The organism is Shimia sediminis (genome assembly GCF_003990645.1).
GTDB classification, from domain to species: Bacteria; Pseudomonadota; Alphaproteobacteria; order Rhodobacterales; family Rhodobacteraceae; genus Shimia; species Shimia sediminis.
In genome coordinates this window covers 623,555-646,002 of record NZ_RYZK01000002.1, presented here as the reverse complement: position 1 = coordinate 646,002, position 22,448 = coordinate 623,555, and the positions used below count along the sequence as shown (strand labels likewise).

Sequence of the window (22,448 nt, the reverse complement as noted above, 5' to 3'; positions counted from 1 at the left end):
TGGTAAGAGTTTTCGCATTTTCTGCGATCCTTAGAACGGCAAGACCATGTCCAGGATTTGCTGCCCGTAACGCGGTTGCTGGACATCAGTTATCTGGCCACGGCCACCATATGAGACCCGCGCAGAGGCGATTTTGTCATATGTGATTTCATTCTGGCGTGAGATGTCTTCTGGGCGCACAAATCCGGAAACCAGAAGTTCGCGCATTTCGAAGTTCACGCGCAATTCCTGAGATCCCTCTATCGACAGGATGCCATTTGGCAGCACGTCTACAACGGTTGCTGCAACCCTGAGCGTCAGTTTTTCGCTGCGGCTGACAGAGCCATCGCCACGGCTTTGGCTACTGCTGTCAACGGCGACCATTTGATCTGAGGTGGCACCATCCGGAAGTCGTTCGTTCAATCGTTGCGGCAGACCAAAGAGTTGTGAGGCACCCATTTTCTCGGACCCGCTGCGACCACGAGAGGTTGCGTTGGAAATCTCTGCTTCTTCGTCGATTTCAATGACGATGGTCATGATATCCCCCCTCTGGAGGGCGCGTCGATCCCCCAGAAGGGATTCGCGGTTTCGGCTCCACAAGGACGAGTTTTCCGTTGCGGTTGGTCGATGCGCCACTTGTGGTAAGGGCGGATTCATCATCGCATAGTGTTCGGTGCTGTTCATCGTTGGGGTGAAGCTTGGGGGCTTGCCCAGGTGATCGGTACGATCACAGGCTGAAAGAACAACGATAATCGACAGACAATGGTAAAGTCTCATAAAGACCCCCCTTAATTCGAGACCAGGACGGCACCGTCCGGCCGGACGATACCTGAAACAGATTTTCGAGAAGCCAGGTTGATAACGCGCGCGCGCTCGCCGACAGCGGCGCGCGACAGGCTTCGACCCTCGGTCAAAATTGACACGCCGTTGTTGGCGTAGATCAGGGTCACGATGTCATTTCGCTCAATCAATGCAGGTGGGCCGACATCGTCAGGTCGGATCGGGCGACCCGGGTAGATCGTGACCCGAGCCTCAAGACCGAGAACATCAGATGGATTGGCAACGGCACCTTTGTGATTGGCGAGCACAAAGGAAATCGCATCCTCGGTCACAATGCTTTGTGCGCGAATGGTTCGGGTCGCAACGACGCTGTCAGGCAACCCGCAGGTTGGCAGAAAGAGCAGAAGTAAAAGGAGACGTGCCATCAGCGGATCTGCGTGGTCGCCGAGAGCATTTGATCTGCTGCGGTGATCACCTTGGCATTCAGCTCATAGCCCCGCTGAGCTTCGATCAATTCGGTTACTTCCCGCACGGCATCGACTGAACTGTCCTCCAGATAGCCCTGCCGCAAAATGCCCGTACCGTCACTGCCGGGATCTGTCACATTCGGGGGGCCAGAGGCCTCTGTCTCAAGGAATAGGTTGGCTCCGGTCGCCTCCAATCCTTTGGCATTTGCAAAGGTTGCCAGGGTCAGTTGGCCCAGAAGTTCAGGTTCGGGAACATCAGCAAAATAAGCATAGATTTCGCCATCCGCATTGATCGAGATGCTGCGTGCGTCTGTTGGAATGGTGATTTCCGGCTGCACGGGAAAACCATCTGAGGTCACGATCAACCCATCCGCGTCCCGTTTTAATGACCCATCGCGGGTGTATGCGGACAGCCCCGAGGGCATTGTGACCTCGAGAAATCCACGCCCTTCGATGGCGACGTCCAGATCCCCGCCAGTGGCCGACAAAGACCCCTGAGCCAGGTGAACGGTCACGGCTGACGGTCGCACACCCAATCCCAGCTGCACGCCTGTGGGCAATATGGTCCCGTCCGCGGCATTCACCGTCCCCGGGCGTGACATTTGCTGGTAGTGCAGATCGCTGAATTCTGCCCGCCGGGCGTTGTAGCCCGTCGTCGACATATTGGCGAGGTTATTGGAAATGGTTTCCACGCGCATTTGTTGGGCGCTCATTCCGGTAGCGGCGATTTTAAGGGCCCGCATGGTGATCTCCTTCGTTTATCGGATCAGGGTTTGCAGAACGCTGCGCACGCGCTCATTTTCAGTGTCGAGGAATTTTTGCCCCATTTCATAGGCGCGCTGGACTTCGATCATCCTGGCCATCTGAGAGATGGGGTCGACATTGGATGCCTCCAGAAAGCCCTGAAGAATTTGTGCTTCGACAACGGGTTCAGGCTCGATTTCGGATTGAAACATCACGCCATCGCGGCGCGTCAGCCTGTCACCCTCGACGGGTTGGAACAGTCCAATCTGGCCAATTGCGCGGCCTTCGTGGCTCATCGTGCCGTCCGGGGCGATCATCAGGTCCTTTGCGTCGGGGGGAATGAAAACAGGGGCACCACCGGCATCCAAAACCCGAAACCCAGACATCGTTACAAGATCGCCCTGCGCGTTTGGAGAAAAGCTGCCGGCGCGGCTCAGCATGTTGCCGTCTGGCGTCTCAATCAGAAAGAATCCGTTTCCCTCAATCGCCAAATCAAAGGGCCCACCGGTTTGCGTCAGCGTTCCCTGTTGAAACGATGTTGTCTGAGCATCCCCCAGTGCCATCGACAGGGACGGCCCCTCTGCCACGCGATGCACGAATTCGGAAAATACCAAGCCTTCTTGCCGGTATCCCGTCGTTGAAGCGTTGGCGATGTTGTTTGCCAAAACGGACATTTCCCGGGTCAGTCCGGATTGACGTGTCAATGTTGTGTAGCCAGTGTTTTCCATTGCTCAGCCCCCAACAATGAGTGGGATAAGAGTGCCTTGGAAAAAGGACACGAGCGTTTGCGACATGAACCCCATGGACATCCAAAACACCACAACAATGGCCAAGAGCTTGGGCACAAACGTCAGGGTCATTTCCTGGATGGATGTCAGCGCCTGAAACAGACCGACGGTCACACCTGCAATCAATGCCACGGCAAGAATGGGGACGGAAACGATCACAGCGACCCACAAACCTTGGCGCAGCGTGTCGAAGAAAACGGCTTCTCCCAACATCAGACCGGCATTCTCAAAATTTCTTGATAGGCTTCAACGACCTTGTCACGAACCGTCACGGCCGTTTCGACCGCCAGCTCGGTTTGCGCCAACGCCTGGACCAGAGAATGCGGGTCGGCACCCCCGGTCATCGACTGCATTGCAACCTTTTCAGAGTCGCGCAGAGCCTCGGCAAAATCCTGAGCCAGATTGGCAAATCCGGGGCCGGTCTGTGCCGAATTCTCGCTGGCCTTTGTGGCTGGTTTGGCCGCAGCATAAGATTGCGCGGCGAGGCTTGCACGGATATCCATTCTGAATACTCCTATTTCCGCAACAGTTCCATCAGAGCCGACGACATCTGCCGGGTCTGATCGAACATTTTGAGATTTGCTTCGTAACTTCGTTGGGCTTCGCGGGCGTCGGCGATTTCCACCATGAGATCGACGTTCGAACCGTCGAAATGTCCGGTCATGTCCGCGAGTGGGTGAGAGGGATCAAACACGCGTTTCAGATCGCTTTGATCCAATGTAACACGCCCGGTTCTGACGTGGCCTGCGGCGTCACCCAGCGCGGTTTCAAAGGGGACAGACTTGCGTCTGTAGCCCGGTGTATCGGCATTTGCGATGTTTTCCGACACGTGCTGCAATCGTTGAGCCTGTGCGCGCAGGCCGCTGGCGCTCAGGCCCAATGCGGATGAAAAATCGGTCATCTCTCGCCCTCCTATCTACGGCCCAGACTGGTGCGCAACACGCCCAGAGCGGATTTGTAAATGGTGAGGGCGCGGTCATGCTGGCGTTTGATGTCGACGGCCTTGAGCATCTCTTCCTCAAGCGACACCGAGTTGCCATTGGGTGCCCCAAGGGCCGCGCCATTTGTACGCAGTTCAACCTGTTCACCGGCAGAGGTTGCCAGATGACCCTGTCGCGTTGCGCGCATCGACGTGTCCGAAGTTGCGCGCGCCTTTGAGAATTGTTCCTGAAAGCTCGGTAGATCCCGTGCGGCATATCCCGGGGTGTCAGCGTTGGCGATGTTGCGCGCGACAATAGCCTGACGGTTTGCCGCGTGAGTCGCCATAGCATGGCTCACTTTAAAAACATCCAGATCCTGAAACATCGGGGCTTCTCCCTCGAAACGCATAAATCAAGGCTTAACCCTGATTCCTTTAGAAATTGTTTTCAGAGGAAGATTGGAGAACCCATGCAAGGCACCGGAACAACAGGGCTCGTGGCAGAGATTGAGGCCATTCAAGTTGCAGCCGAGATCGGTAGAGTACGCGCGGTTGAGGGCAATCTGTTGCGCATAGGTGGGCTGACTCGATCAGCGCGCGTCGGGGATCAGGTCCGGCTGTTTTCACACGATGGCAAAGGTATCAAAGGCGAGATTGTCCAGTTACATGACGATGCGCTCAGCGTTCTTCCAGAAGAACCCCCGAACGGTGTCAGGCTCGGCGATCGCGCAGGGCTGATAAAAGTGTCCGGGATTGCGCCATCAGAGGCTTGGATTGGCCGGGTTGTTGACCCCGACGGCCAGCCTCTGGATGGGGATCCGATCCTGCGTGGGTCCGAAATTAGATCAAGGCGGGCCTCACCTCCGCCGCCAGCGCGCAGGCGGGCTCTTGGTGACCGATTAGAGACGGGCCTGAACGTCTTTAACACGATGCTCCCGTTGGTTCGTGGTCAGCGCCTCGGGTTGTTCGCTGGCTCCGGTGTGGGAAAATCGACCCTGCTGGGTCAGTTGGCGCGAGGGGTCACGGCTGAGGTTGTTGTTCTGGCAATGATCGGCGAGCGGGGCCGCGAGCTTCGGGATTTTGTCGAGAATATCCTCGGGCCAGAAGGCATGGCGCGCTCTGTTGTTGTGGCCGCGACGTCGGATCAGTCACCCATTCTGCGCCGCCGCTGTGCCTGGACCGCCATGGCCGTTGCCGAATATTTTCGCGATCAAGGCAAGCAAGTATTGTTGCTTGCAGATTCGATCACGCGCTTTGCCGAAGCACATCGCGAAGTGGCTGTCGCCAGCGGGGAAATGCCGGCGCTCAGGGGCTATCCACCCTCAACGTCACATATGATCATGTCACTGTGCGAACGCGCGGGGCCGGGGTGTGATGGACAAGGTGACATTACCGCGCTTTTCAGCGTCCTGGTTGCCGGTTCAGACATGGAAGAACCCATCGCCGACATTCTTCGCGGGGTGCTTGACGGGCACGTTGTTTTGGATCGGCGCATCGCCGAGCGCGGCAGGTTTCCGGCGGTGAACCTGTTGCGCTCTGTATCCCGGTCTCTGCCTCATGCTGCGGATGACCACGAGAACAAGATGATCGGCGCGGCGCGGCGCTTACTGTCTGAATACGACGAGGCTGAAATGATGGTAAAAACCGGACTCTACAAGGAAGGTACGGACGAAAAGATTGATGCGGCCATTCGCGCCAGACCTGAGCTTGAAGGGCTGTGGGGTGATACAGAAAACAGGCCCATTTCAGAGAGCTTTACGCGGCTCGAACTGGCGCTTCGTCGTTCAGGCGCTTTGAAATAGCGCTGATGGGCACCCACCACAAATGCCCTAGGATTGCAGCAATGTCAGCGCGATCTCCGCCGGTGACGAAGAGGGCGAGTCCTTGATCTGACTCATCAACAAGTAACGCTCAACCAAGGTTTCACGCATGGAAGTGGTTTCAAACTGCGCCACCGAGCTGTCCCCAAATTGGCTTTCTGACCGCTCCTTCAAAAGATTCAGCTGTCGATCGATATCCAGCTGCGAAAATGAAGATGGCATACCCAGTGCGGTTTCAAAAACCTGGCGCAGCGGTGGAGATCCCAACACACGGAACCACTTTGTGTCTTCACTCTCGCTTGATGACCCAAACTCCGCCAACTCGCGGTCTGCGTTCATGGCAAGCCTCATGCTTTCATCTTGCGCACCAACAGCAACTTCGAACTGACGCTGCCGATAGGATTCGGTGATGTCAGACCCAAAGTTTGAAATCTTTGTGCTTGGCGTCGCAAAATCCCCAAATCCAAAGGCGGATGCCAAATCTTTGTAACGTGTATCGGTCAGGCGATTTGACAATGCGTCATCGGACAACGTGCCGTCTTCCAGGATCTTTCGAATGAAAAATGTGTTGTCGATGTCATCCGATAAACCAAAGGCACCGAGCGCAACGCGCAGCAATCGACGATCGGACACGAGCTCCTCTGCAGTGTCGATTTTGCCGATATTCTCCTCAAAGTACGCCGTGTCACGCTGCATTGTTGCGGCTTGGTTGAACGCCGTCGTCTGATCTTCGAGAGTGCGCTGCAGAAAGGCCCACCCAACAAGACCCCCGGTCGGAAGTACGGGTTGAAAGCTCATTGCGGACAAGCCGCAAGCAGGCGGTCTTCTCGCGGCAACAAGGTGCGCAAAGCTTTCAATCCCTGGTAATGCCGCCCGGCCAGGATGGCTTCGGTTGCCAAGGTCAGGTGCCGGCGACTGTCCGTGTCCGTGAGTATCCGGCTGAGCTCTTCAATGCGCCGCAGAATGGGAAGACTGGCTTCTTCCGGCACCGAGTCTCCGGTTAGGATGAGCTGCAAGGCGTAGCAGACCCGCCGAACCGGTGTATTGGCCTGTTCCGGATGGATGGCGTCTCGCAAACGCAAGATGTTCGCATTGGGTGTCACAATGGACAATCGGCTGCGCCGGTCGCCATTTTCGATCACCGCGCCATTAACCAGCACTCTTTCCTTGGGGCTCAGTTTTAGAACAAGACCACTCATGCCGCCTGCCTCTCTGCTCTTAAACCCCTCAGAATTGCGGTATTCACCTCAAGCAATGGCTGTACCCCGGCCTGACCGGCAAGAACCTTTGAGCTCTGAACATTTGTGAATTCTGCCAGGTAAAACAGCTGCGCTCTCAATTCGGCGGGCAGGGCGTTGTCGTCATCGGCCACCGAACTTGCAAACAAAGCCCAAAGGCGGCGGTTTTCGTGAATGGCCTTGGCCAATTCGGAAAATCCCTTGTCGCCCAGATCGGCGGCTGTTTTCAGCTGTCGCGTAACTTGTGCGATGGCGTCGTACTCTAGGGTTCTGGGGGAACGGGTCGGAGCGGCATTCACGCCATATGCGCGTCGGGCCAGGTCGTGGGAAACCATGTGCTATCCTTTAGAGAAGGGAATCGTGGATACGAGGCGCGGACACCGCCCGCGCCCCATCTATGATTAGCGGAAGAGCGACAGGATCGACTGCGGCGCCTGATTGGCGATCGACAGCGATTGCGTTGCAAGTTGCTGTTGCACCTGGAGGGCCTGAAGCCTTGCGGATGTTTCTTCCATATCAGCGTCCACCAGTGCGCCGATCCCTGTCTTCAGCGAGTCGGTCAGCTGAGACACAAAGTCGGTTTGCGTCTCGATGCGGCTTTGGGCCGAGCCAAAGGCTGCCGCTGCATCGATCGACGTCTGGATCAGGGATTCGATTGTCGACAAAGCCTGACCTGCGCCAACTTCGGTTGAGACATCAATGGCATTCAATGCCCCGAGACCAGAGCCGCTCGCCGATGTTCCGGGCGTACCACCGGAGGAGGTCTTGACCGTCACATCCATGCTAGCGCCCGAGTCGTTTGATATGGTCAAAGCCGCACCGCTTTGGGCAAGCGAATAGTCGCTGGATGACGTGGACGCGCCGAGATAGGCATTGATTTGTCCGAACAGGTTTTGTGCTACGCTTTCAGCACTGTCATCGGTTCCCGCGACATATTCAAAGGTGCGGCTGCCGACTGCGGTTCCTCCACCCGTCGCTGAAAGCTGCACGTCATCCAGAACGATGCGGTAGCTGGCGCCTTCCGACACGCTTTCGATGGTGACAACTGTGTTTGCGCTGTCAGCAACTGTCACGGCCGTGTCGTCAACTGTCGCGCCATTGGTTGCCAAAGAACCATCATCAACATCGACGGCACCAAAGACGGCGCTTGTGGCCGTTGTGGTCAGCGACAAGTCCTGACGCGAGACAGAGATTGACCGATCTGACACGGTTCCGTCTGTCGACCGGTCGAGCGACGAGAGAATGTCGACCGCATCCGTGGACGATCCGTCAATCAGGTTCAGGCCATTGAATTGTGCGGCGCCGACCACGGATTCGATCTGATCACGCAGGGCGACAATATCGGTCTGAAGCTTGTCCCGATCGACATTGGCCTCTTGCGCGGAAACGATTTTGCCTTTCATCTGTGTCAAAAGATCAGTCACGGTCTCCGACGCATTGCGTGCGACTGCAACGGTTGACGACCCGAGCGATAGGCCCTCAGAAATCGCCTTGAACCCTTCGACGTCCGATTCCATCACCTTGGAAATCGCCCAGATGGCCGAGTTATCTTGCGCACTCGACACGCGCTTGCCGGTTGAAATCTGGTTTTGGGTCTCGGCGAGGTTTGAGTTCACGCTTTTCAGTGTTTGCAACGCAACCATTGCGCTGGTGTTTGTCAGAATGCTGGACATGGCATTTCCCTTGAAATGGTGGGCGCTTTGCGCCCGGTTGATCGGTCCGCCGCGGCGGTCATGAGAGTCTTTCTGACAAGTGCCTCCAGCAGTTTCACTGGTGGCGCCACCCTTGCGGATGCCCGATCAAGATGTCCCTTCAACTGCTAATGGAATGCTAAACACCCAGCGTAAAATTTGCGGCATTTGAGATAAATCTCAGACTATGCGCGTTTTTCGACTCGTTGCCCAAGGTCCGTTGTGACGACGGATCGCTGGCCAGATTGGTCATAAGTCTCCAGCGAACGCTTGACCCGCCTGAGTGTCTTGATGCGCTCTGAAACCTCGCGGATGCCCTCGAGTGCTCCGCTCAACAGAACCTGATTGCGTTCAATCTTGCCCTTTAGACCTGTCAGCGCATCAGTGCTGGCCCCGGCAAGTGGCCCGAGCTGCTTCAAGAGCTTTTCTTTCTCGCCGGCGATTTCCGTCAAAACGCCAAGGTTGCCGGTCAGCAGCGCCCGCTTTTCACGATCCAAAAGACGCAACAGCGGTGCGATCTTTCGGGTATCGGTTTTGTTAGCCATTCTGGGACTCCTTCAATGCTTCAAACAGTGTCTCTGCGAGGCCGATTCCACCCTGTCTCGCCATTTCCCGCGCTTGCTCGAGCCGCAGGAAAGACGCGAACTGATCCTCGCCAGCCCCCCCGCCAAATCCATCCGGAGCCTTTCCGACGCCCGCATGCTTCAACATCTCCGACAAGAAGGTAGCTTCCAGCTCAATGGCAACTTCGCGGAGTTTTTCATCAGGAAGTTTTGGGGCTGGCATCGACTGTGCGGGCGCAACGACTTCTGAAATCATCGGGGTCTTTCCAAGTTGAACGACTTTGTTCCAACTTGCGCCACAGCCGTAAAGAAGTGGTAACTAAGTTGGGAAACAGTGCAGCATCAGAGGAAGAAATCTTCGGTGCACACATGATTCAGCTGTCGCTTACGACACGACCAACACCTGCCCACGAAGCCAGCGTAGTGCTCAGGCAAGACCGCGCAGAATCGAACGAAGTTTTTGTGCTGGACGCACAGACAGAAGACGTGGTTTCCGAACAACGGGTGCCGCAGCGCGCGACTTCCATTTCGAAAACCGAAAGTGGGGAAAGCCCCGAACAAGCCATGACTGACGTCGGCTTGTCGCAACCGCACTCAGACCCCATCAATGGCGCGGCAGAACCCGCACCTCAGCACTGGAAACGATCAACCGTTTTTGGTGCGAGTGGAGACATATCTGCCCAATCCGGCACGCCATTCGTTGGCGAAAAAACCGGCTCCAACGCCCCTCCGCTGAACGCTGTGCCCGCGTTTTCGGACAACCCGCCCAACATGGGGATGGGATCTCAAAATATAGACATCAGCGGGCCAAACTCAAATAGTACACAGGCTCTAACCTTAGGAAAAGGCGAAGAAATCCCGCAGGGTACAGCAGTGGGCGCAGTTGGCAAAACTGAAACCTTTGGCACTGCAAACGGTTTGGAAGGCCAGGGTGATCCTGTGATTGTCAAAGGTTCAAAGGGCATGCGCGTCGAGGCTGCACAACCAACCTCCCGAGATCCCCAGATACCGCCCAGGGATCAGCCCGCGATCAATGCAGACGCAAAAACACCATCAATTGCCACACCTCCTCAACCGGTCCCCGGATCGCATGATTCAACACCGGCGACCCAAGGGGCGGTGACACTGGAATCGGCCGCAAGGAACCAAACTCACCGTGGAACAGCGACCGCGACGAACGCGGGTGAGGGTGCTGAGAACCGGACCGAACATGCGTCTGCTTCCGTGTTACCGACAGGATCGAAACAGGCGATACCCAAGGAACAAGCTGTGCCTCCGCCAAATGGGGAAATGCCAACTTCGCTTACCAAAAGCGCACGACATCTGGAGTCACGCGCCCCGGACGAAACCAGCACTCAGCGGCAGTCGCAAACAGACTTGCATGTTGTCCGAACGGCCAAAGGGCCATCCGATTCCGCCCAAATGACTGGCAACGGGCCTGGCCTATCCGCCACTGTGGCCCAAGCCTCCGAGATGCGATTGACCGACATTTCCACATCAGCAGACGTTGTACTGGGAGCGTCTTCATTAGAGGCGGATGTCAAAACTCAATCCGGCGCTCCGTTGCAGTCGCCACTTCAGTCCCGGCCAGCACTCCCTCAAACCGTTCTGAATCAGCTGGCCGCCGTTGTTTCAAACACCCCGAACCGACCCGTCGAGGTTCTTTTGAATCCGGAAGAGCTGGGGCGGGTGCGCATGGTGATGTCGGCAAATGACACCCAGATTGTGGTTAGCATTCAGGCCGAGAAACCAGAAACAAGCGATCTGATGCGGCGGCATCTGGATCAGTTGAGCGCTGAGTTTCAAGAGCTTGGATACACGGACATCTCATTTGCGTTTTCCGGAGGCGGCAAAGAGCCAGCGGATCAGCCAGAGACACACTCAAACGACGCAGACTTCGTAACGGAACAAGACGTCGCTCCGATTTCCACCCATCTAACGGTTCAGACCTCGGGTCTGGACCTCAGACTATAGGACCGAGATATGCAAGTCACCTCCAGCCAATCGTCTGCGCAGCCCGCTCAACCTCAATCTACCGCCACTACGCTGAACTCGGATTACGAGACGTTCCTGATCATGCTCACAGCGCAGATGAACAACCAGGACCCTCTAAATCCCGTTGATTCCTCTGACTATGCCGTTCAGCTGGCGACATTTTCTTCGGTTGAACAACAGGTGATGACCAACGACCTGCTGGCCGCGATGCAGGCCCAACTGGGCATGATGAACCTGTCACAGTTGGCCGGGTGGGTTGGAATGGACGCCCAGGCGATGGCACCGGGATACTTTGATGGCAACCCGATCGAGATTGAGACCTATCCAGACCCGTTGGCAGACCATGTCGACCTCGTCGTGATCGACCACGCTGGTCACGAGGTTTATCGGCAGCAAATTGATCCGGGTCAGCAATCGGTTGAATGGGACGGGATTGGCAATGAGGGCAACGAACTCCCGCATGGGCTCTACTCTATTCGAACTGACAGCTACGCTTCCGGGGCCTTTTTGGGTCAGCACCAGGCTGACGTCTATTCGCGCGTAACAGAAGCGCGCGTGGGCGACACCGGCATCGTGCTGGTGCTCGAAGGCGGCACACTTGTTGACTCGGGGTCTATTTCTGCACTGCGCCAGCCTGACCAGGGCTTGTCGTGACTGGTGAACTCCTCTAGCGTCGCGCGGGTTTCTCGGATGAGGCAGGCCGCCGTTGCATTCTCTCGAACTTCCCCCCGCTGCTTTGGTTACACAGGCCATCAGCCATTTGCCCTGGCTGGACGGTGCCAAGTGGCTGGCGCTGTCTGGGGGCCGGTCTAACTTTGCGTGGCAGGTGACACCGGGTGCGCCGCATCAGACCGTTGTCGTAAAACTCTATCGCGGACCAGCCAAGAATCCCCTGTTCCCCAACGAACCCGGTGCCGAGGCGCAGCTGCTCAGGGCGCTTCAGGCAACAGGCATCGCGCCAACGCTACTATCCGCGTTCACGTCAGAGTTGGGGGCCTGCAACATCTACTCGCATATCCCCGGTAGCAGCTGGACCGAGGATGCCGCGCAGGTCGGAAAATGCATGCGACGCCTTCACGGAATGGCCCTCCCGACCGGATTGCGCAGCGTCCCAAACGGTAGCACTGAATTGTCCGCACAGACCGCCGCGATCCTGTCCGGGTGTCGGACCGCTTCGAATCTGATGTCCTTACGACCACCGGGCGCCGTTGGCCCCAGCAACACCAGGGTTCTGTTGCACGGAGACATCGTACCGGGAAACCTGATCTCCAACGAAATGGGTCTGCACCTGATCGATTGGCAGTGCCCGGCCGCTGGGGATCCGTGCGAAGACATTGCGATCTTCCTGTCGCCTGCAATGCAGCAGGTTTATCGCGGCAGGCCACTCGACCCAGCCTCTGTTCAGGCATTCTTTGACGCCTACAACAGGGCCGACATCAAGGGCCGTTACCACGACCTTGCGCCCTGGTATCACTGGCGTATGGCGGCCTATTGCGCGTGGCAGGCCGAAAATGGCCGGCCAGATTATGCCTTGGGGCGGGACCTTGAAATCGCGGCGCTTCAGAGATCCTTTAGCCCATAGGCCAGATACGCAGGCCACAGTGCAAGCCTTCGAAACCGACCTCCGGGAAAGCGGTTCGGAGGGTCGGATATGACGGAAGAGGTCCGCAGATCGCCCTGGCCCGAAACCTGTTGCGCCAGAAGTGCGCCGCAGTAGCTTCCCATGGCAACGCCGTTTCCGTGATAGGCAAATCCCGCGAACATGCCCGGGGTCTCGGGCAGCTCTCCGGCAAACGGAGTCATGTTGGCCGAATAGCAGACATACCCACTCCAGTACCAAGGCGTTTCGACCTTGGCCCAACCGGGAAACATCTCTTCGAACTCCTTACGGATTTTCGCCCGGATCGCGTGATGCACGCGTGGGTTTGTTGCCAGCCCACCCCGCATCCCGAACAAGAACTGCCGGTTCGGCATCAGGCGAAAGTAATGCAGGATGTTGCGCGAGTCATAGGACATCTGATGGCTGGTCCAGCCCTGTGCATCAAGCTCTTCCTCGCTTAGCGGGCGCGTGACCAGAACGCTGGATTGGGCGGGGAAATAGCGTCCCCGCATCCAGGACGGCACGGTCTCGCTCGAGTATCCATTGGTTGCAACGACGATCTTTTTGGCTTTGACCACCCCCTGTTGCGAGGTCAACGTGAAATCGCCGTCTTGCCCCTCGACGTTTTGAACCGCTGATCCGCCAAAAATCCGCGCCCCGGCGTCCTCTGCGGCCTTGGCCAGACCAAGGGCGTACTTCAAAGGATTTAGCGCAAATCCGATCGGGGACGTGATGCCGCCAAAAAACGTCCCATTCATGCCGCGTTGTTTCAATTCGGCTTGGTCAAAAACATCTGCATCCACGCCGTAAAGATCACGAAGATCCCGGGCGTCGGCTTCAAATCCGACAAAGTCCTTTGGCCTGTGGGCGAGCATTGTTTCACCGGCTGAGTGGGTGTCCGCCTCGATCCCCAATCGCTCCAAGATATCCGCGACCAGATCAACGGCATCTCTTTCTGCCAGCTTGTATTCCCGGTACGGAGCCTCTCCAAACGCCTTTTTCATTTTGGCGCCGCTCATTTTGGCGCCTCCGACGCAGCAGAACCCACCGTTTCTGCCCGAGGCTCCCCAACCGGGCTGGTTCTCTTCCAACAGGGCAACCGACAGACCCGCCTCAGCCAGATGCAGCGCAGCCGAAAGCCCGGTAAACCCGCCCCCAATCACCGCAACATCTGCGGTGACAGTGCCGGTCAGGGGGGCCCAGGCCTGGGTCGAGACGGTTTCATTCCAGAAACAGGCCTCAACAGGCCCGTCCGAGTAAGAGAACGGATGGCAAATTCGGGTCATGCAGCCTCGGCTCGTTCTGCGGCGCGTTCGTCTTTTTGCTGTTTGACTGCCGCCCGTTTGGACACCAGCGACGCTGTGATCACACCCACCGCAACAATTGCGATCATGAGTGTCGAAAGCGCGTTGATCTCGGGGCTGACGCCCAACCGAACCGAACTCCAGATTTTCATTGGCAGGGTCGTGGCAGATGGACCCGCCGTAAACGATGCGATGACTAGGTCGTCCAGTGACAGGGTAAAGGCCAACAGCCATCCCGAAATCACCGCGGGCGCGATGATCGGCAGTGTCACCAAGCGAAACGCCTGAAACGGTGTGCACCCCAGGTCCAGCGCGGCCTCTTCCAGAGACTGGTCAAAGCTCACGAGGCGCGAACTGACCACAACCGAGACGTAACACATTGAAAACGTTGTGTGTGCCAGCACAATTGTCAAAACACCACGGTCAAGACCAATACCGATGAACAGCAAGAGGAGAGACAGACCAGTGATCACTTCCGGCATCACGAGCGGTGCATAAATCATGCCCGAGAACAGGGTGCGTCCGTAGAACCGACCGGCCCGCACCAGCACAATTGCGGCCATCGTTCCCAAAACCGTCGCAAACGACGAACTCATGACAGCAACCTTCAAGGTCACCCATGCCGCATCCAGGAACGCATCGTTGCGCAACAGTTCCCCGTACCATTTGGTCGAAAACCCGGCCCAGACAGTAACCAGCTTTGACGCGTTGAAGCTGTAGATCACCAGAATGATCATCGGCAGATAGAGAAACGCGAACCCCAGGGTCAGTGAGGTCGCATTGAACCAGCTGAAACGTCTCATCCTTCTGCCTCCCGTTGCTTCTGCTCATTGCGTTGGAACAGGATGATCGGGATCACCAGGATCAGCAGCAGGATCACAGCCACCGCCGAGGCGACAGGCCAGTCGCGGTTCGAGAAGAACTCTTCCCAAAGCACCTTGCCGATCATCAACGTCTTCGAGCCGCCCAGCAAAGAGGGGATCACAAACTCACCCAGGGTTGGGATGAAGACCAGGAAAGACCCGGCAATGATACCCTGTTTCGACAGCGGGACCGTGACCAGCCAGAACGCCGTGAAACGCGAGCACCCAAGGTCTTCGGCAGCTTCCAGCAAACTTTCGTCCAGCTTTTCCAGCGCTGAATAGATGGGCAGGATCATGAATGGTAGATAGGTGTAAACGATCCCGATGTAGACGGCTGTATTGGTGTTCAGGATGATCAGCGGTTCCGAGATCAGACCCAACGACATCAGCAGCTGGTTGAGATACCCTTCCTGGCTAAGAATCCCCATCCAGGAATACACCCGGATCAGAAAGCTGGTCCAGAACGGCAGAATCACCAACATCAACAAGGTTGCGCGCCATTCCTGTGGTGCACGCGCCATGCCATAGGCGATCGGATAGCCGACAATCAGGGTCAGGACGGTTGAGATGACCGCGATCTTGAGGCTCGACAGATAGGCTTTCCAATACAGGTCATCTTCGGTCAGCCAGACAAAGTTCTCAAAGTCCAGCTCGGACAGAAACGCTGTGAAGCCCGCCCAACCCTCTGAGAGGTCCAGTGTGGGGACATAGGGCGGGATGGCCAATGCAGAATCGGACAGCGCGATTTTGAATACGATCAGGAAGGGCACCAGGAACAGCGCCAGCAACCAGACATATGGGATTGCAATCAGGGTTAAACGGCGCATGGCTCAACGCTCCAGCAAGACACCAGCGGTGTCCGTAAAGCTGAGCCAGACATTGTCTTCCCAGGTAAAAGTGCGGCGCGACAGGCGACGGTTGTTTGCGGTCTGCGCCTTGATGACTTGCCCACCGGCCAGCTCAACGTGGTAGGTCGAGATGTTGCCGAGATAGGCAATGTCCAGGATCTTGCCCTGCAACGCATTGGCGGCCTCTGGCTTTTCTGCAGAGATGGCTACTTTTTCCGGGCGGATGGCAAAATGAACCGTCTGCCCGTTGCCGAATTCCGTGGTCGGCGTGCCGACAATCTCGGGCTGACCCTCGGCCCAGGCAATGCTCAGCTTATCATTGTCCTTACTGGTGGCTTTACCTTCGATCAGGTTCACATCCCCAATGAAATCAGCCACATAGGTTGAATTTGGTGTCTCGTAGATCGCATCCGGAGTGGCGACTTGGATGATTTTACCATGATCCATAACGGCAACGCGGCTGGCCACGGTCATGGCCTCTTCCTGATCGTGTGTGACGATCACAAAGGTCGTGCCGGTTTTCTCCTGAATGTCCATCAGTTCAAACTGCGTTTCCTGGCGCAACTTCTTGTCGAGCGCACCAAGAGGCTCATCCAACAACAACAACTTCGGGTGTTTGGCCAGGGACCGGGCCAGCGCCACACGTTGACGTTGGCCGCCGGAAATCTGATGTGGCTTGCGACGGGCGAATGTCTCCAGCCGGGTCAGGCGCAGCATTTCATCAACGCGGTCGTTGATGTCGTTTTTGGCCATGCCATCGCGTTTCAGTCCAAAGGCAATGTTTTCCCAAACCGACAGGTGCGGGAACAGCGCATAAGACTGGAACATCATGTTCACGGCGCGCTTGTTCGGCGGTACCGGCGCAATATTCTGCCCTTGCAGCAAAATGGTGCCTTCTGTCGGTGTCTCGAAACCCGCCAACATACGCATCAGCGTGGTTTTCCCGCAGCCGGACGGCCCCAACAGGGCAAAGAATTCTTTTTCGTAGATATCGATGGTCAGGTCATCAATGGCGGTAAAGTCTCCAAAGCGTTTGGTGACATTCTGAAAGTGAATGATCGGATCGGCATTGGGATCTTCCCAGGGAGCAAAAGCATCAAGCGCCATGACGGCCTCCGTTGGATGTAAGAAAGGCCCGCGCAAGGCTGTTGCGCGGGCCTGATTTTTGGGCTTGGGCTTAGGTGCCCGATTTGATCTTGGTCCACATACGGGTCACAACGCGCTGCGTTTTTTGCGGATAAGGCGTTGTGGTGTAGAGATTTTTCAGGGTCTCTTCACTGGGGTAGATGGCCGGATCGCCGATCACGTCTTCTTCCAGCATGGGCTGCGACGCCAGGTTACCATTGGCATAGTAAACATAGTTCGACGCATCAGCCATGTTCTGGGCGTCCATGATAAAGTTCAGGAACTTATGCGCACCTTCCGGGTTGGGCGCATCAACCGGAACGGCCATCTGGTCGAACCACATCAGGGCACCTTCGCTGGGTGCGTTATAGGCGATTTCAACGCCGTTCTCGGCTTCCCATGCACGGTCGCGCGCCTGAAGGATGTCGCCGGACCAGCCGATGGCGACGCAGATGTCACCATTTGCCAGAGCGTTGATGTACTCGGACGAATGGAACTTCTGAACATAGGGGCGTACCGCGGTCAGGATCGGTTCGGCCTTGGCGATCACGTCCTTGTCGTGGCTGTCCGGGTTTTCGCCCAGATAGGCCAGGGCCGCAGGGATCAGTTCAGCCGGTGCATCCAGGAAATGCACGCCGCATGCTGCAAGTTTCTCCATGTTGGCCGGGTCAAACACCAGCGCCAGCGATCCGATTGGCGCATCTTCGCCCAGGGCTTCCTGCACCTTTCCGACGTTCACGCCAATCCCGGTCGTGCCCCACATGTAGTTGATCGAATACGCGTTTTCCGGGTCGTATTTTTCAGTCCGGGCTTCGATCGCGTCCCACATGTTGCTGTGGTTCGGCAGTTGCGCCATGTCCAGCTTCTGAAAGGCGCCCGCCGTGATCTGGCGTTGCAGGAAGGTGCCCGAGGGCACAACGACGTCATAGCCCGAGCCGCCCGCCAGCATCTTGGTTTCCAGAACTTCGTTCGAGTCAAACACGTCGTAAATCAGCTTGAGCCCGGTTTCTTCTTCGAATTTGGTCAGCAGCGCTTCGTCGATATAATCCGACCAGTTGTAAACCCGAACTTCTTCGGCGCTCGCGGCCATTGCGCAGACGGCGGTGCTCATGGTCAGTGTCAGTAGTGTGTGTTTCATTCGTTTCTCCCGTTGGATGCCCAAGGCTTATCGCCCGGGCAAAAAATCTGTGCTATTAATTTGATCAAGTTTTTCGAATATGGCAACATAACTTTGCAACGAACATACGAATTCATGCTCATGGGCCGCCACAGGGGGCGAGATTTGCTTAAATGACAGGCACTGCAAAAAACGGGTCGGATCAGGGTTATGCTGATGAAAACACTCAGCGTATTCCAATTCACCAAAAGGTCTACCAAGAGCTGCGCGAATTGATTTTGTTTGGAGAGCTTGCTCCGGGCCAGGCAGTGACCATTCAAGGCCTGATCAGCCAATTGAACGCTGGAATGACCCCGGTTCGCGAGGCGATTCGCCGCCTGACGTCCGAGGGTGCGTTGGAATTTCAGGGCAATCGGAGGGTTTCCGTACCGACCCCTGATTCGGCCAGTATCGAGCAAATGATCTATGCTCGACGGGCACTTGAGCCCGAATTGGCCAGGCGGGCGGCTCGCAATGCAACGCTGGCTGATCTCAAGTCTCTGACCACAATCGACAACCGCCTGGATCAGGCGATCCTCCAGGGCGATGTTGGGGCGTATCTTCGGGAAAACTATGCGTTTCATGCTGAAATGTACCGGATGGCCGATGCCCCGATCCTGACCGAAATCGCCAATGGTCTTTGGTTGCGCTACGGCCCGTCTCTGCGTGTTGTGTGTGGTCGTATGGGCACGCAGAACCTTGTGGATCACCACAAGGCGGCGCTGAAAGGGCTTCAGAATTCGGACGTTGATGCGGTTGCGAAAGCCATCGAAGAAGACGTTGTTCAGGGCATGGAGCAGGTGTACCAGGCGATGAATTCCGGGCAATTCGACTTTGATCAGATTGACAGTTGAAAATTTGATCATATTCTGGCGGTAATTCAGGCCCACCGATAATCGCGGGGCAAAAACCTTCTCGAGGACCGCCATGAACATGATCACCAACCACATGCCGACCGCCGAGCTTCAAGCTTTGGATGCGGCGCACCACATCCACCCGTTCACAACGCAGGATGACCTGACAGCCAAAGGCGCGCGTATCATCACGCGGGCGACTGGCGTCACGCTGACCGACTCGGAAGGCACAGAAATTCTGGACGCGATGGCGGGCCTTTGGTGCGTCAACATTGGCTACGGCCGCGACGAACTGGCCGAGGTTGCAGCCCGTCAGATGCGCGAGCTGCCCTATTACAACACCTTCTTCCAAACGACTCACATCCCCGCGATTGCCCTGTCTGCCAAGCTGGCTGAGCTTGCGCCGGGCGATCTGAACCACGTGTTCTACGCAGGTTCCGGGTCCGAGGCCAACGACACCAACATGCGCATGGTGCGCACCTATTGGGCGCAAAAAGGCAAGCCCGAGAAAAAGATCATCATCAGCCGCAAAAACGCCTACCACGGGTCGACCATGGCCGGGGCCAGCCTTGGTGGCATGACCCCGATGCACGAGCAGGGCGGCCTGCCCATTCCTGACGTGCACCACATCGACCAGCCGCATTGGTACTCCGAAGGCGGTGACATGAGCCGCGAAGAGTTTGGTCTCCAGCGGGCTCAAGAGCTGGAAAAGGCGATTCTCGAGCTGGGCGAAGACAAGGTTGCGGCCTTCATCGGTGAACCGATCCAAGGCGCGGGCGGCGTTGTCATCCCACCCGCAACCTATTGGCCCGAAATCCAGCGCATCTGCGACAAATACGAAATCCTTCTGATCGCGGACGAGGTGATCTGTGGTTTCGGACGCACCGGCAATTGGTTTGGCTCTGAAACCGTTGGCATCAAGCCGCACATCATGACCATCGCCAAAGGCCTGAGCTCTGGCTACGCGCCCATCGGCGGCTCGATTGTCTGTGATGAAGTGGCCGAGGTCATTGGCGCCTGCGAATTCAACCACGGCTACACCTACTCGGGCCACCCGGTTGCCGCCGCCGTGGCACTGGAAAACCTGCGCATCCTCGAAGAAGAGGGTATCGTGGACAGGGTCCGCGAAGAAACCGCGCCTTACCTCGCCGAAAAATGGAGCTCGCTTGCCGATCACCCCCTCGTGGGCGAGGCACGCTCGGTGGGTCTCATGGGCACATTGGCCCTCACACCAAACAAGGAAACCCGCGCAAGCTTTGCCGGTGACGCAGGGACCATCGGCTATATCTGCCGCGAGTTCTGCTTTGCCAACAATCTGGTGATGCGCCACGTTGGTGACCGCATGATCATCTCGCCGCCGCTGGTTATCACCAAGGCCGAGATTGACACCCTGGTTGAACGGGCCCGCCTCGCGCTGGACCTGACGCTGGAGAAAATCAAAGCCGACGGCCTCTACAAGTAAGCCATCCACTTAACAAAAAGGGGCGCAGCCAGCGCCCCTTTTTTAGTTTGTGTCGCTGACGACACCGCCGCTGCCACGTTTCTCTTTCCGAAGCGTTTTCAGCAGAGTCAGAGACGCATATCCATCCGGCGTCATCCCTTTTGCAACCTGATAATCCCGCACCGCATTGATGGTCAGCGGCCCGATTTTCCCGTCGATCTTCACTGTATCAAACCCGGAGCGCGTCAGCCTCTTTTGCAGCTCAGTGCGTTCCTTTAGCGTCAGCGCACGATCCTGTCGCGGCCACGTGCCCTTGATCGCCGGGCCGCCGTCAATCCGATCCGCCAGGTGCCCCACACCAATCACATAGGCGTCTGCGGTGTTGTAGGTTTCGATCGCATCAAAGTTGTTAAAGATCATAAAGGCCGCCCCGTTACTGCCCGCAGGCAACAGGATCGACCCCTTGCCATGGTTGTTCGGGACAGCGCGGCCATTCACATCCTTGATCCCAAGTTTGGCCCAATCCGAAGGCCTCTTCAGGGTGTCCCGATTGGCGAGCAGATAGTCGAACCCTTTCGGCAACCGCACCTCAACGCCCCAGGGCTTGCCCTTTTGCCACCCGGATTTCGCCAGATAGGCCGCCGTCGAGGCCAGAGCGTCCGAGGGATCGTCCGACCAGATATTGCGCTTGCCGTCACCGGTGAAATCCACCGCAAAGTTCAGGTAAGACGTCGGGATAAACTGCGTGTGTCCCATCGCGCCGGCCCAGCTTCCGGTCATATTGCGCGCACTGACATCGCCATTCTGCAGAATCTTTAAGGCCGCGATCAGCTGTTCTTCAAAGAATTCACCCCGCCGACCGTCATAGGCCAGCGTGGCCAGCGCCTCGATGGTCGGCGTGTTCCCGCGATAGCCACCATAGGCGCTCTCGAGTCCCCAGATCGCCACGACAACCTCTTTGTCGACGCCGTACCGCCGCTCAATGGCCTCCAGCTTTTTGCGATGCGTGTTCAGCGCCGCCTTGCCGTTGCGAATCCGCGCGTCCGAGGCCGCACTGTCCAGGTAATCCCAGATCGTCTTGGTGAATTCCGACTGGTTGCGGTCCTTTTGAATGACGTCGGCGTTGTACTTCACACCGGTGAGCGCGGCGTCAAACACGCTGGCCTGAATTCCGGCACTCAGGGCGCGCGACCGAAACCCGCTGATCCAATGCTGAAACCCCAGGTTCCCCGCCGTCAGCGTCGGGCTCGGCACTGTTTTGATACCTTCCGAGGGGCGCAGAACCGGCCGCACGTGACCCAGCCCTGCTGCACTTGCCACCTGAACCGTTGCGTTTTCGGCAGTTGGCCTTGCGACAGGCCGCAGGGAGCTGTCCGGCGCGTTTGCCGACGCCATTTGCCCAAACACCCAGGCACAGGTCACCATTGTCAGGAATCGCCACTGCATCGTTCAGCCTCGTATCATTTTGAGGTTGAGCCTATCGCGATTGTTTCCAATGAGGAAGCAATCGCATCATGACAGCCGACAATCGGCTAGGCTTTGCTGTGCGTGCGCAATCTTTCGCTGAATTCCCGCAGCATGGGCACGCGACGCGGGCGGAACGACTCGGTTGTCAGTTCCAGATTCTTCATCCGATCCAGTCGGAACACCCGGTAATCCTGTCGCAGATGACACCACGCCATCAAACAGTGCGAGGCCTGCATGAACACGATGGACAAGGGATCGACGTTGCGCACCGTTGCCGCGCCGTTCACATCCTCATAGTCGAACCGGATCGTGCGTTCCTCCCAGGTCGCCTTGCGCAGGGCGCGGGCATCTATTCCCGGCATGGGCGGGCGGGCAAATCGCACCGCGGTCAGCACCGCATGCTCCAGCCGATGCGCCTGTTTTGACGGCAACCGCGCGCGCAGTTTGCTCATGGCATTGTTGGCGGCATCCGCCAGGGCCGGATCGCCCACAGCCATGACTTCCCGCAGCCCGACCACCAGTGCTTCGATCTCTTCTTCGTCAAACCCCAGGGGTGGTAATGAGGCATCCTCGATCAGGGTAAATCCAAACCCGGCGGCCCCATCAATGACCGCCCCCAGGCTGCGCAGGGTATCGACGTCGCGATAGATCGTGCGCATGGACACACCCATCTCATCCGCCAGCTGCTCAGCTGTGGCGGGGGGTGGCAGGCTACGCAACACCTGCATCAGTTGGAACAATCTTGCGGTTTTCGACATGGTTCCAACATACTCACATCTCCTGACATAAATTGGCAATAGCTGCGG

27 protein-coding genes are annotated in these 22,448 nt (G+C 57.2%); 6 read left to right on the top strand and 21 right to left on the bottom strand.

The window, feature by feature from the left end:
* Positions 1-30 precede the first annotated feature (30 nt).
* Genes flgH through EK369_RS07685 form a run of 8 tightly spaced genes read right to left on the bottom strand, consistent with a single transcriptional unit; the run spans position 31 to position 4,063 of the window.
* Complete coding sequence (gene flgH, locus EK369_RS07720) at positions 31-756, bottom strand: flagellar basal body L-ring protein FlgH (protein WP_127113151.1); 726 nt, start codon at positions 754-756, stop codon at positions 31-33.
* An 11-nt stretch (positions 757-767) separates the two neighbouring features.
* Positions 768-1,184 (bottom strand): flagellar basal body P-ring formation chaperone FlgA, encoded by a 417-nt coding sequence (flgA, locus tag EK369_RS07715; protein WP_127113149.1) that lies wholly within the window; start codon positions 1,182-1,184, stop codon positions 768-770.
* On the bottom strand, positions 1,184-1,969 hold the full coding sequence (gene flgG, locus EK369_RS07710; protein WP_127113147.1) for a flagellar basal-body rod protein FlgG: 786 nt from the start codon (positions 1,967-1,969) through the stop codon (positions 1,184-1,186). The genes flgA and flgG overlap by 1 nt, the downstream gene beginning before the upstream one ends.
* Before the next feature lie 15 nt (positions 1,970-1,984).
* Positions 1,985-2,698: a flagellar hook-basal body complex protein gene (locus tag EK369_RS07705; RefSeq protein ID WP_127113145.1), complete on the bottom strand. Its 714-nt coding sequence runs from the start codon at positions 2,696-2,698 to the stop codon at positions 1,985-1,987.
* A gap of 3 nt (positions 2,699-2,701) precedes the next feature.
* The gene (locus EK369_RS07700; protein ID WP_127113143.1) at positions 2,702-2,971 is read right to left on the bottom strand and encodes a flagellar biosynthetic protein FliQ; all 270 of its coding nucleotides are present in this window, start codon (positions 2,969-2,971) and stop codon (positions 2,702-2,704) included.
* Positions 2,971-3,261, bottom strand: coding sequence for a flagellar hook-basal body complex protein FliE (fliE, locus tag EK369_RS07695; protein ID WP_127113141.1), 291 nt, complete (start codon positions 3,259-3,261; stop codon positions 2,971-2,973). Before fliE ends, EK369_RS07700 begins: the two co-directional genes overlap by 1 nt.
* 11 nt (positions 3,262-3,272) lie before the next feature.
* On the bottom strand, positions 3,273-3,659 hold the full coding sequence (flgC, locus tag EK369_RS07690; protein WP_127113140.1) for a flagellar basal body rod protein FlgC: 387 nt from the start codon (positions 3,657-3,659) through the stop codon (positions 3,273-3,275).
* Positions 3,660-3,670: 11 nt separating this feature from the next.
* Positions 3,671-4,063, bottom strand: a complete 393-nt coding sequence (locus EK369_RS07685) for a FlgB family protein (protein WP_127113138.1) — start codon at positions 4,061-4,063, stop codon at positions 3,671-3,673.
* Positions 4,064-4,147: 84 nt separating this feature from the next.
* On the opposite strand from EK369_RS07685, the gene EK369_RS07680 reads away from it, so the two are divergent.
* Positions 4,148-5,479: a FliI/YscN family ATPase gene (locus EK369_RS07680; RefSeq protein ID WP_127113136.1), complete on the top strand. Its 1,332-nt coding sequence runs from the start codon at positions 4,148-4,150 to the stop codon at positions 5,477-5,479.
* A gap of 27 nt (positions 5,480-5,506) precedes the next feature.
* Here EK369_RS07680 and EK369_RS07675 read toward each other — a convergent pair whose 3' ends face one another.
* The 6 genes from EK369_RS07675 to EK369_RS07650 all read right to left on the bottom strand — a co-directional run bounded on the left by EK369_RS07675 (position 5,507) and on the right by EK369_RS07650 (position 9,245).
* Positions 5,507-6,295 (bottom strand): DUF1217 domain-containing protein, encoded by a 789-nt coding sequence (locus EK369_RS07675; protein WP_127113134.1) that lies wholly within the window; start codon positions 6,293-6,295, stop codon positions 5,507-5,509.
* Positions 6,292-6,696, bottom strand: coding sequence for a flagellar biosynthesis repressor FlbT (gene flbT, locus EK369_RS07670; RefSeq protein ID WP_127113132.1), 405 nt, complete (start codon positions 6,694-6,696; stop codon positions 6,292-6,294). Before flbT ends, EK369_RS07675 begins: the two co-directional genes overlap by 4 nt.
* Positions 6,693-7,070, bottom strand: a complete 378-nt coding sequence (gene flaF / locus EK369_RS07665) for a flagellar biosynthesis regulator FlaF (protein WP_127113130.1) — start codon at positions 7,068-7,070, stop codon at positions 6,693-6,695. The genes flbT and flaF overlap by 4 nt, the downstream gene beginning before the upstream one ends.
* 66 nt (positions 7,071-7,136) lie before the next feature.
* Positions 7,137-8,408: a flagellin N-terminal helical domain-containing protein gene (locus EK369_RS07660; RefSeq protein ID WP_127113128.1), complete on the bottom strand. Its 1,272-nt coding sequence runs from the start codon at positions 8,406-8,408 to the stop codon at positions 7,137-7,139.
* Between the two features lie 203 nt (positions 8,409-8,611).
* Positions 8,612-8,971, bottom strand: a complete 360-nt coding sequence (locus tag EK369_RS07655) for a hypothetical protein (RefSeq protein WP_127113127.1) — start codon at positions 8,969-8,971, stop codon at positions 8,612-8,614.
* Positions 8,964-9,245: a rod-binding protein gene (locus tag EK369_RS07650; protein ID WP_127113125.1), complete on the bottom strand. Its 282-nt coding sequence runs from the start codon at positions 9,243-9,245 to the stop codon at positions 8,964-8,966. The genes EK369_RS07655 and EK369_RS07650 overlap by 8 nt, the downstream gene beginning before the upstream one ends.
* Before the next feature lie 35 nt (positions 9,246-9,280).
* On the opposite strand from EK369_RS07650, the gene EK369_RS07645 reads away from it, so the two are divergent.
* The 3 genes from EK369_RS07645 (at position 9,281) to EK369_RS07635 (ending at position 12,566) form a co-directional block, all read left to right on the top strand.
* Positions 9,281-10,963 (top strand): flagellar hook-length control protein FliK, encoded by a 1,683-nt coding sequence (locus EK369_RS07645; RefSeq protein ID WP_127113123.1) that lies wholly within the window; start codon positions 9,281-9,283, stop codon positions 10,961-10,963.
* A gap of 9 nt (positions 10,964-10,972) precedes the next feature.
* Complete coding sequence (locus EK369_RS07640) at positions 10,973-11,638, top strand: flagellar hook capping FlgD N-terminal domain-containing protein (RefSeq protein WP_127113121.1); 666 nt, start codon at positions 10,973-10,975, stop codon at positions 11,636-11,638.
* Between the two features lie 82 nt (positions 11,639-11,720).
* Positions 11,721-12,566: an aminoglycoside phosphotransferase family protein gene (locus EK369_RS07635; protein ID WP_164726909.1), complete on the top strand. Its 846-nt coding sequence runs from the start codon at positions 11,721-11,723 to the stop codon at positions 12,564-12,566.
* On the opposite strand, the gene EK369_RS07630 is transcribed toward EK369_RS07635, so the two are convergent.
* From EK369_RS07630 to EK369_RS07610, 5 genes are all read right to left on the bottom strand, one after another.
* Positions 12,545-13,870: an NAD(P)/FAD-dependent oxidoreductase gene (locus EK369_RS07630; RefSeq protein ID WP_127113117.1), complete on the bottom strand. Its 1,326-nt coding sequence runs from the start codon at positions 13,868-13,870 to the stop codon at positions 12,545-12,547. The two genes, EK369_RS07635 and EK369_RS07630, sit on opposite strands and share 22 nt — an antisense overlap.
* Entirely contained in the window at positions 13,867-14,691 is an 825-nt protein-coding gene (locus tag EK369_RS07625) for an ABC transporter permease (RefSeq protein ID WP_127113115.1), read from the bottom strand. The genes EK369_RS07630 and EK369_RS07625 overlap by 4 nt, the downstream gene beginning before the upstream one ends.
* Positions 14,688-15,578, bottom strand: coding sequence for an ABC transporter permease subunit (locus tag EK369_RS07620; protein ID WP_127113113.1), 891 nt, complete (start codon positions 15,576-15,578; stop codon positions 14,688-14,690). Before EK369_RS07620 ends, EK369_RS07625 begins: the two co-directional genes overlap by 4 nt.
* Before the next feature lie 3 nt (positions 15,579-15,581).
* Positions 15,582-16,706, bottom strand: coding sequence for an ABC transporter ATP-binding protein (locus EK369_RS07615; protein ID WP_127113111.1), 1,125 nt, complete (start codon positions 16,704-16,706; stop codon positions 15,582-15,584).
* Positions 16,707-16,776: 70 nt separating this feature from the next.
* Positions 16,777-17,862, bottom strand: a complete 1,086-nt coding sequence (locus EK369_RS07610; protein WP_127113109.1) for a polyamine ABC transporter substrate-binding protein — start codon at positions 17,860-17,862, stop codon at positions 16,777-16,779.
* 152 nt (positions 17,863-18,014) lie between these two features.
* On the opposite strand from EK369_RS07610, the gene EK369_RS07605 reads away from it, so the two are divergent.
* Together EK369_RS07605 and EK369_RS07600 are read left to right on the top strand one after the other, a co-directional pair.
* Positions 18,015-18,734, top strand: a complete 720-nt coding sequence (locus EK369_RS07605; RefSeq protein WP_127113107.1) for a GntR family transcriptional regulator — start codon at positions 18,015-18,017, stop codon at positions 18,732-18,734.
* Positions 18,735-18,807: 73 nt separating this feature from the next.
* The gene (locus EK369_RS07600; RefSeq protein WP_127113105.1) at positions 18,808-20,196 is read left to right on the top strand and encodes an aspartate aminotransferase family protein; all 1,389 of its coding nucleotides are present in this window, start codon (positions 18,808-18,810) and stop codon (positions 20,194-20,196) included.
* Positions 20,197-20,238: 42 nt separating this feature from the next.
* Here EK369_RS07600 and EK369_RS07595 read toward each other — a convergent pair whose 3' ends face one another.
* Positions 20,239-21,621 (bottom strand): lytic murein transglycosylase, encoded by a 1,383-nt coding sequence (locus tag EK369_RS07595; protein ID WP_127113103.1) that lies wholly within the window; start codon positions 21,619-21,621, stop codon positions 20,239-20,241.
* A gap of 86 nt (positions 21,622-21,707) precedes the next feature.
* Positions 21,708-22,400, bottom strand: coding sequence for a helix-turn-helix transcriptional regulator (locus EK369_RS07590; protein ID WP_127113101.1), 693 nt, complete (start codon positions 22,398-22,400; stop codon positions 21,708-21,710).
* Positions 22,401-22,448 lie beyond the last annotated feature (48 nt).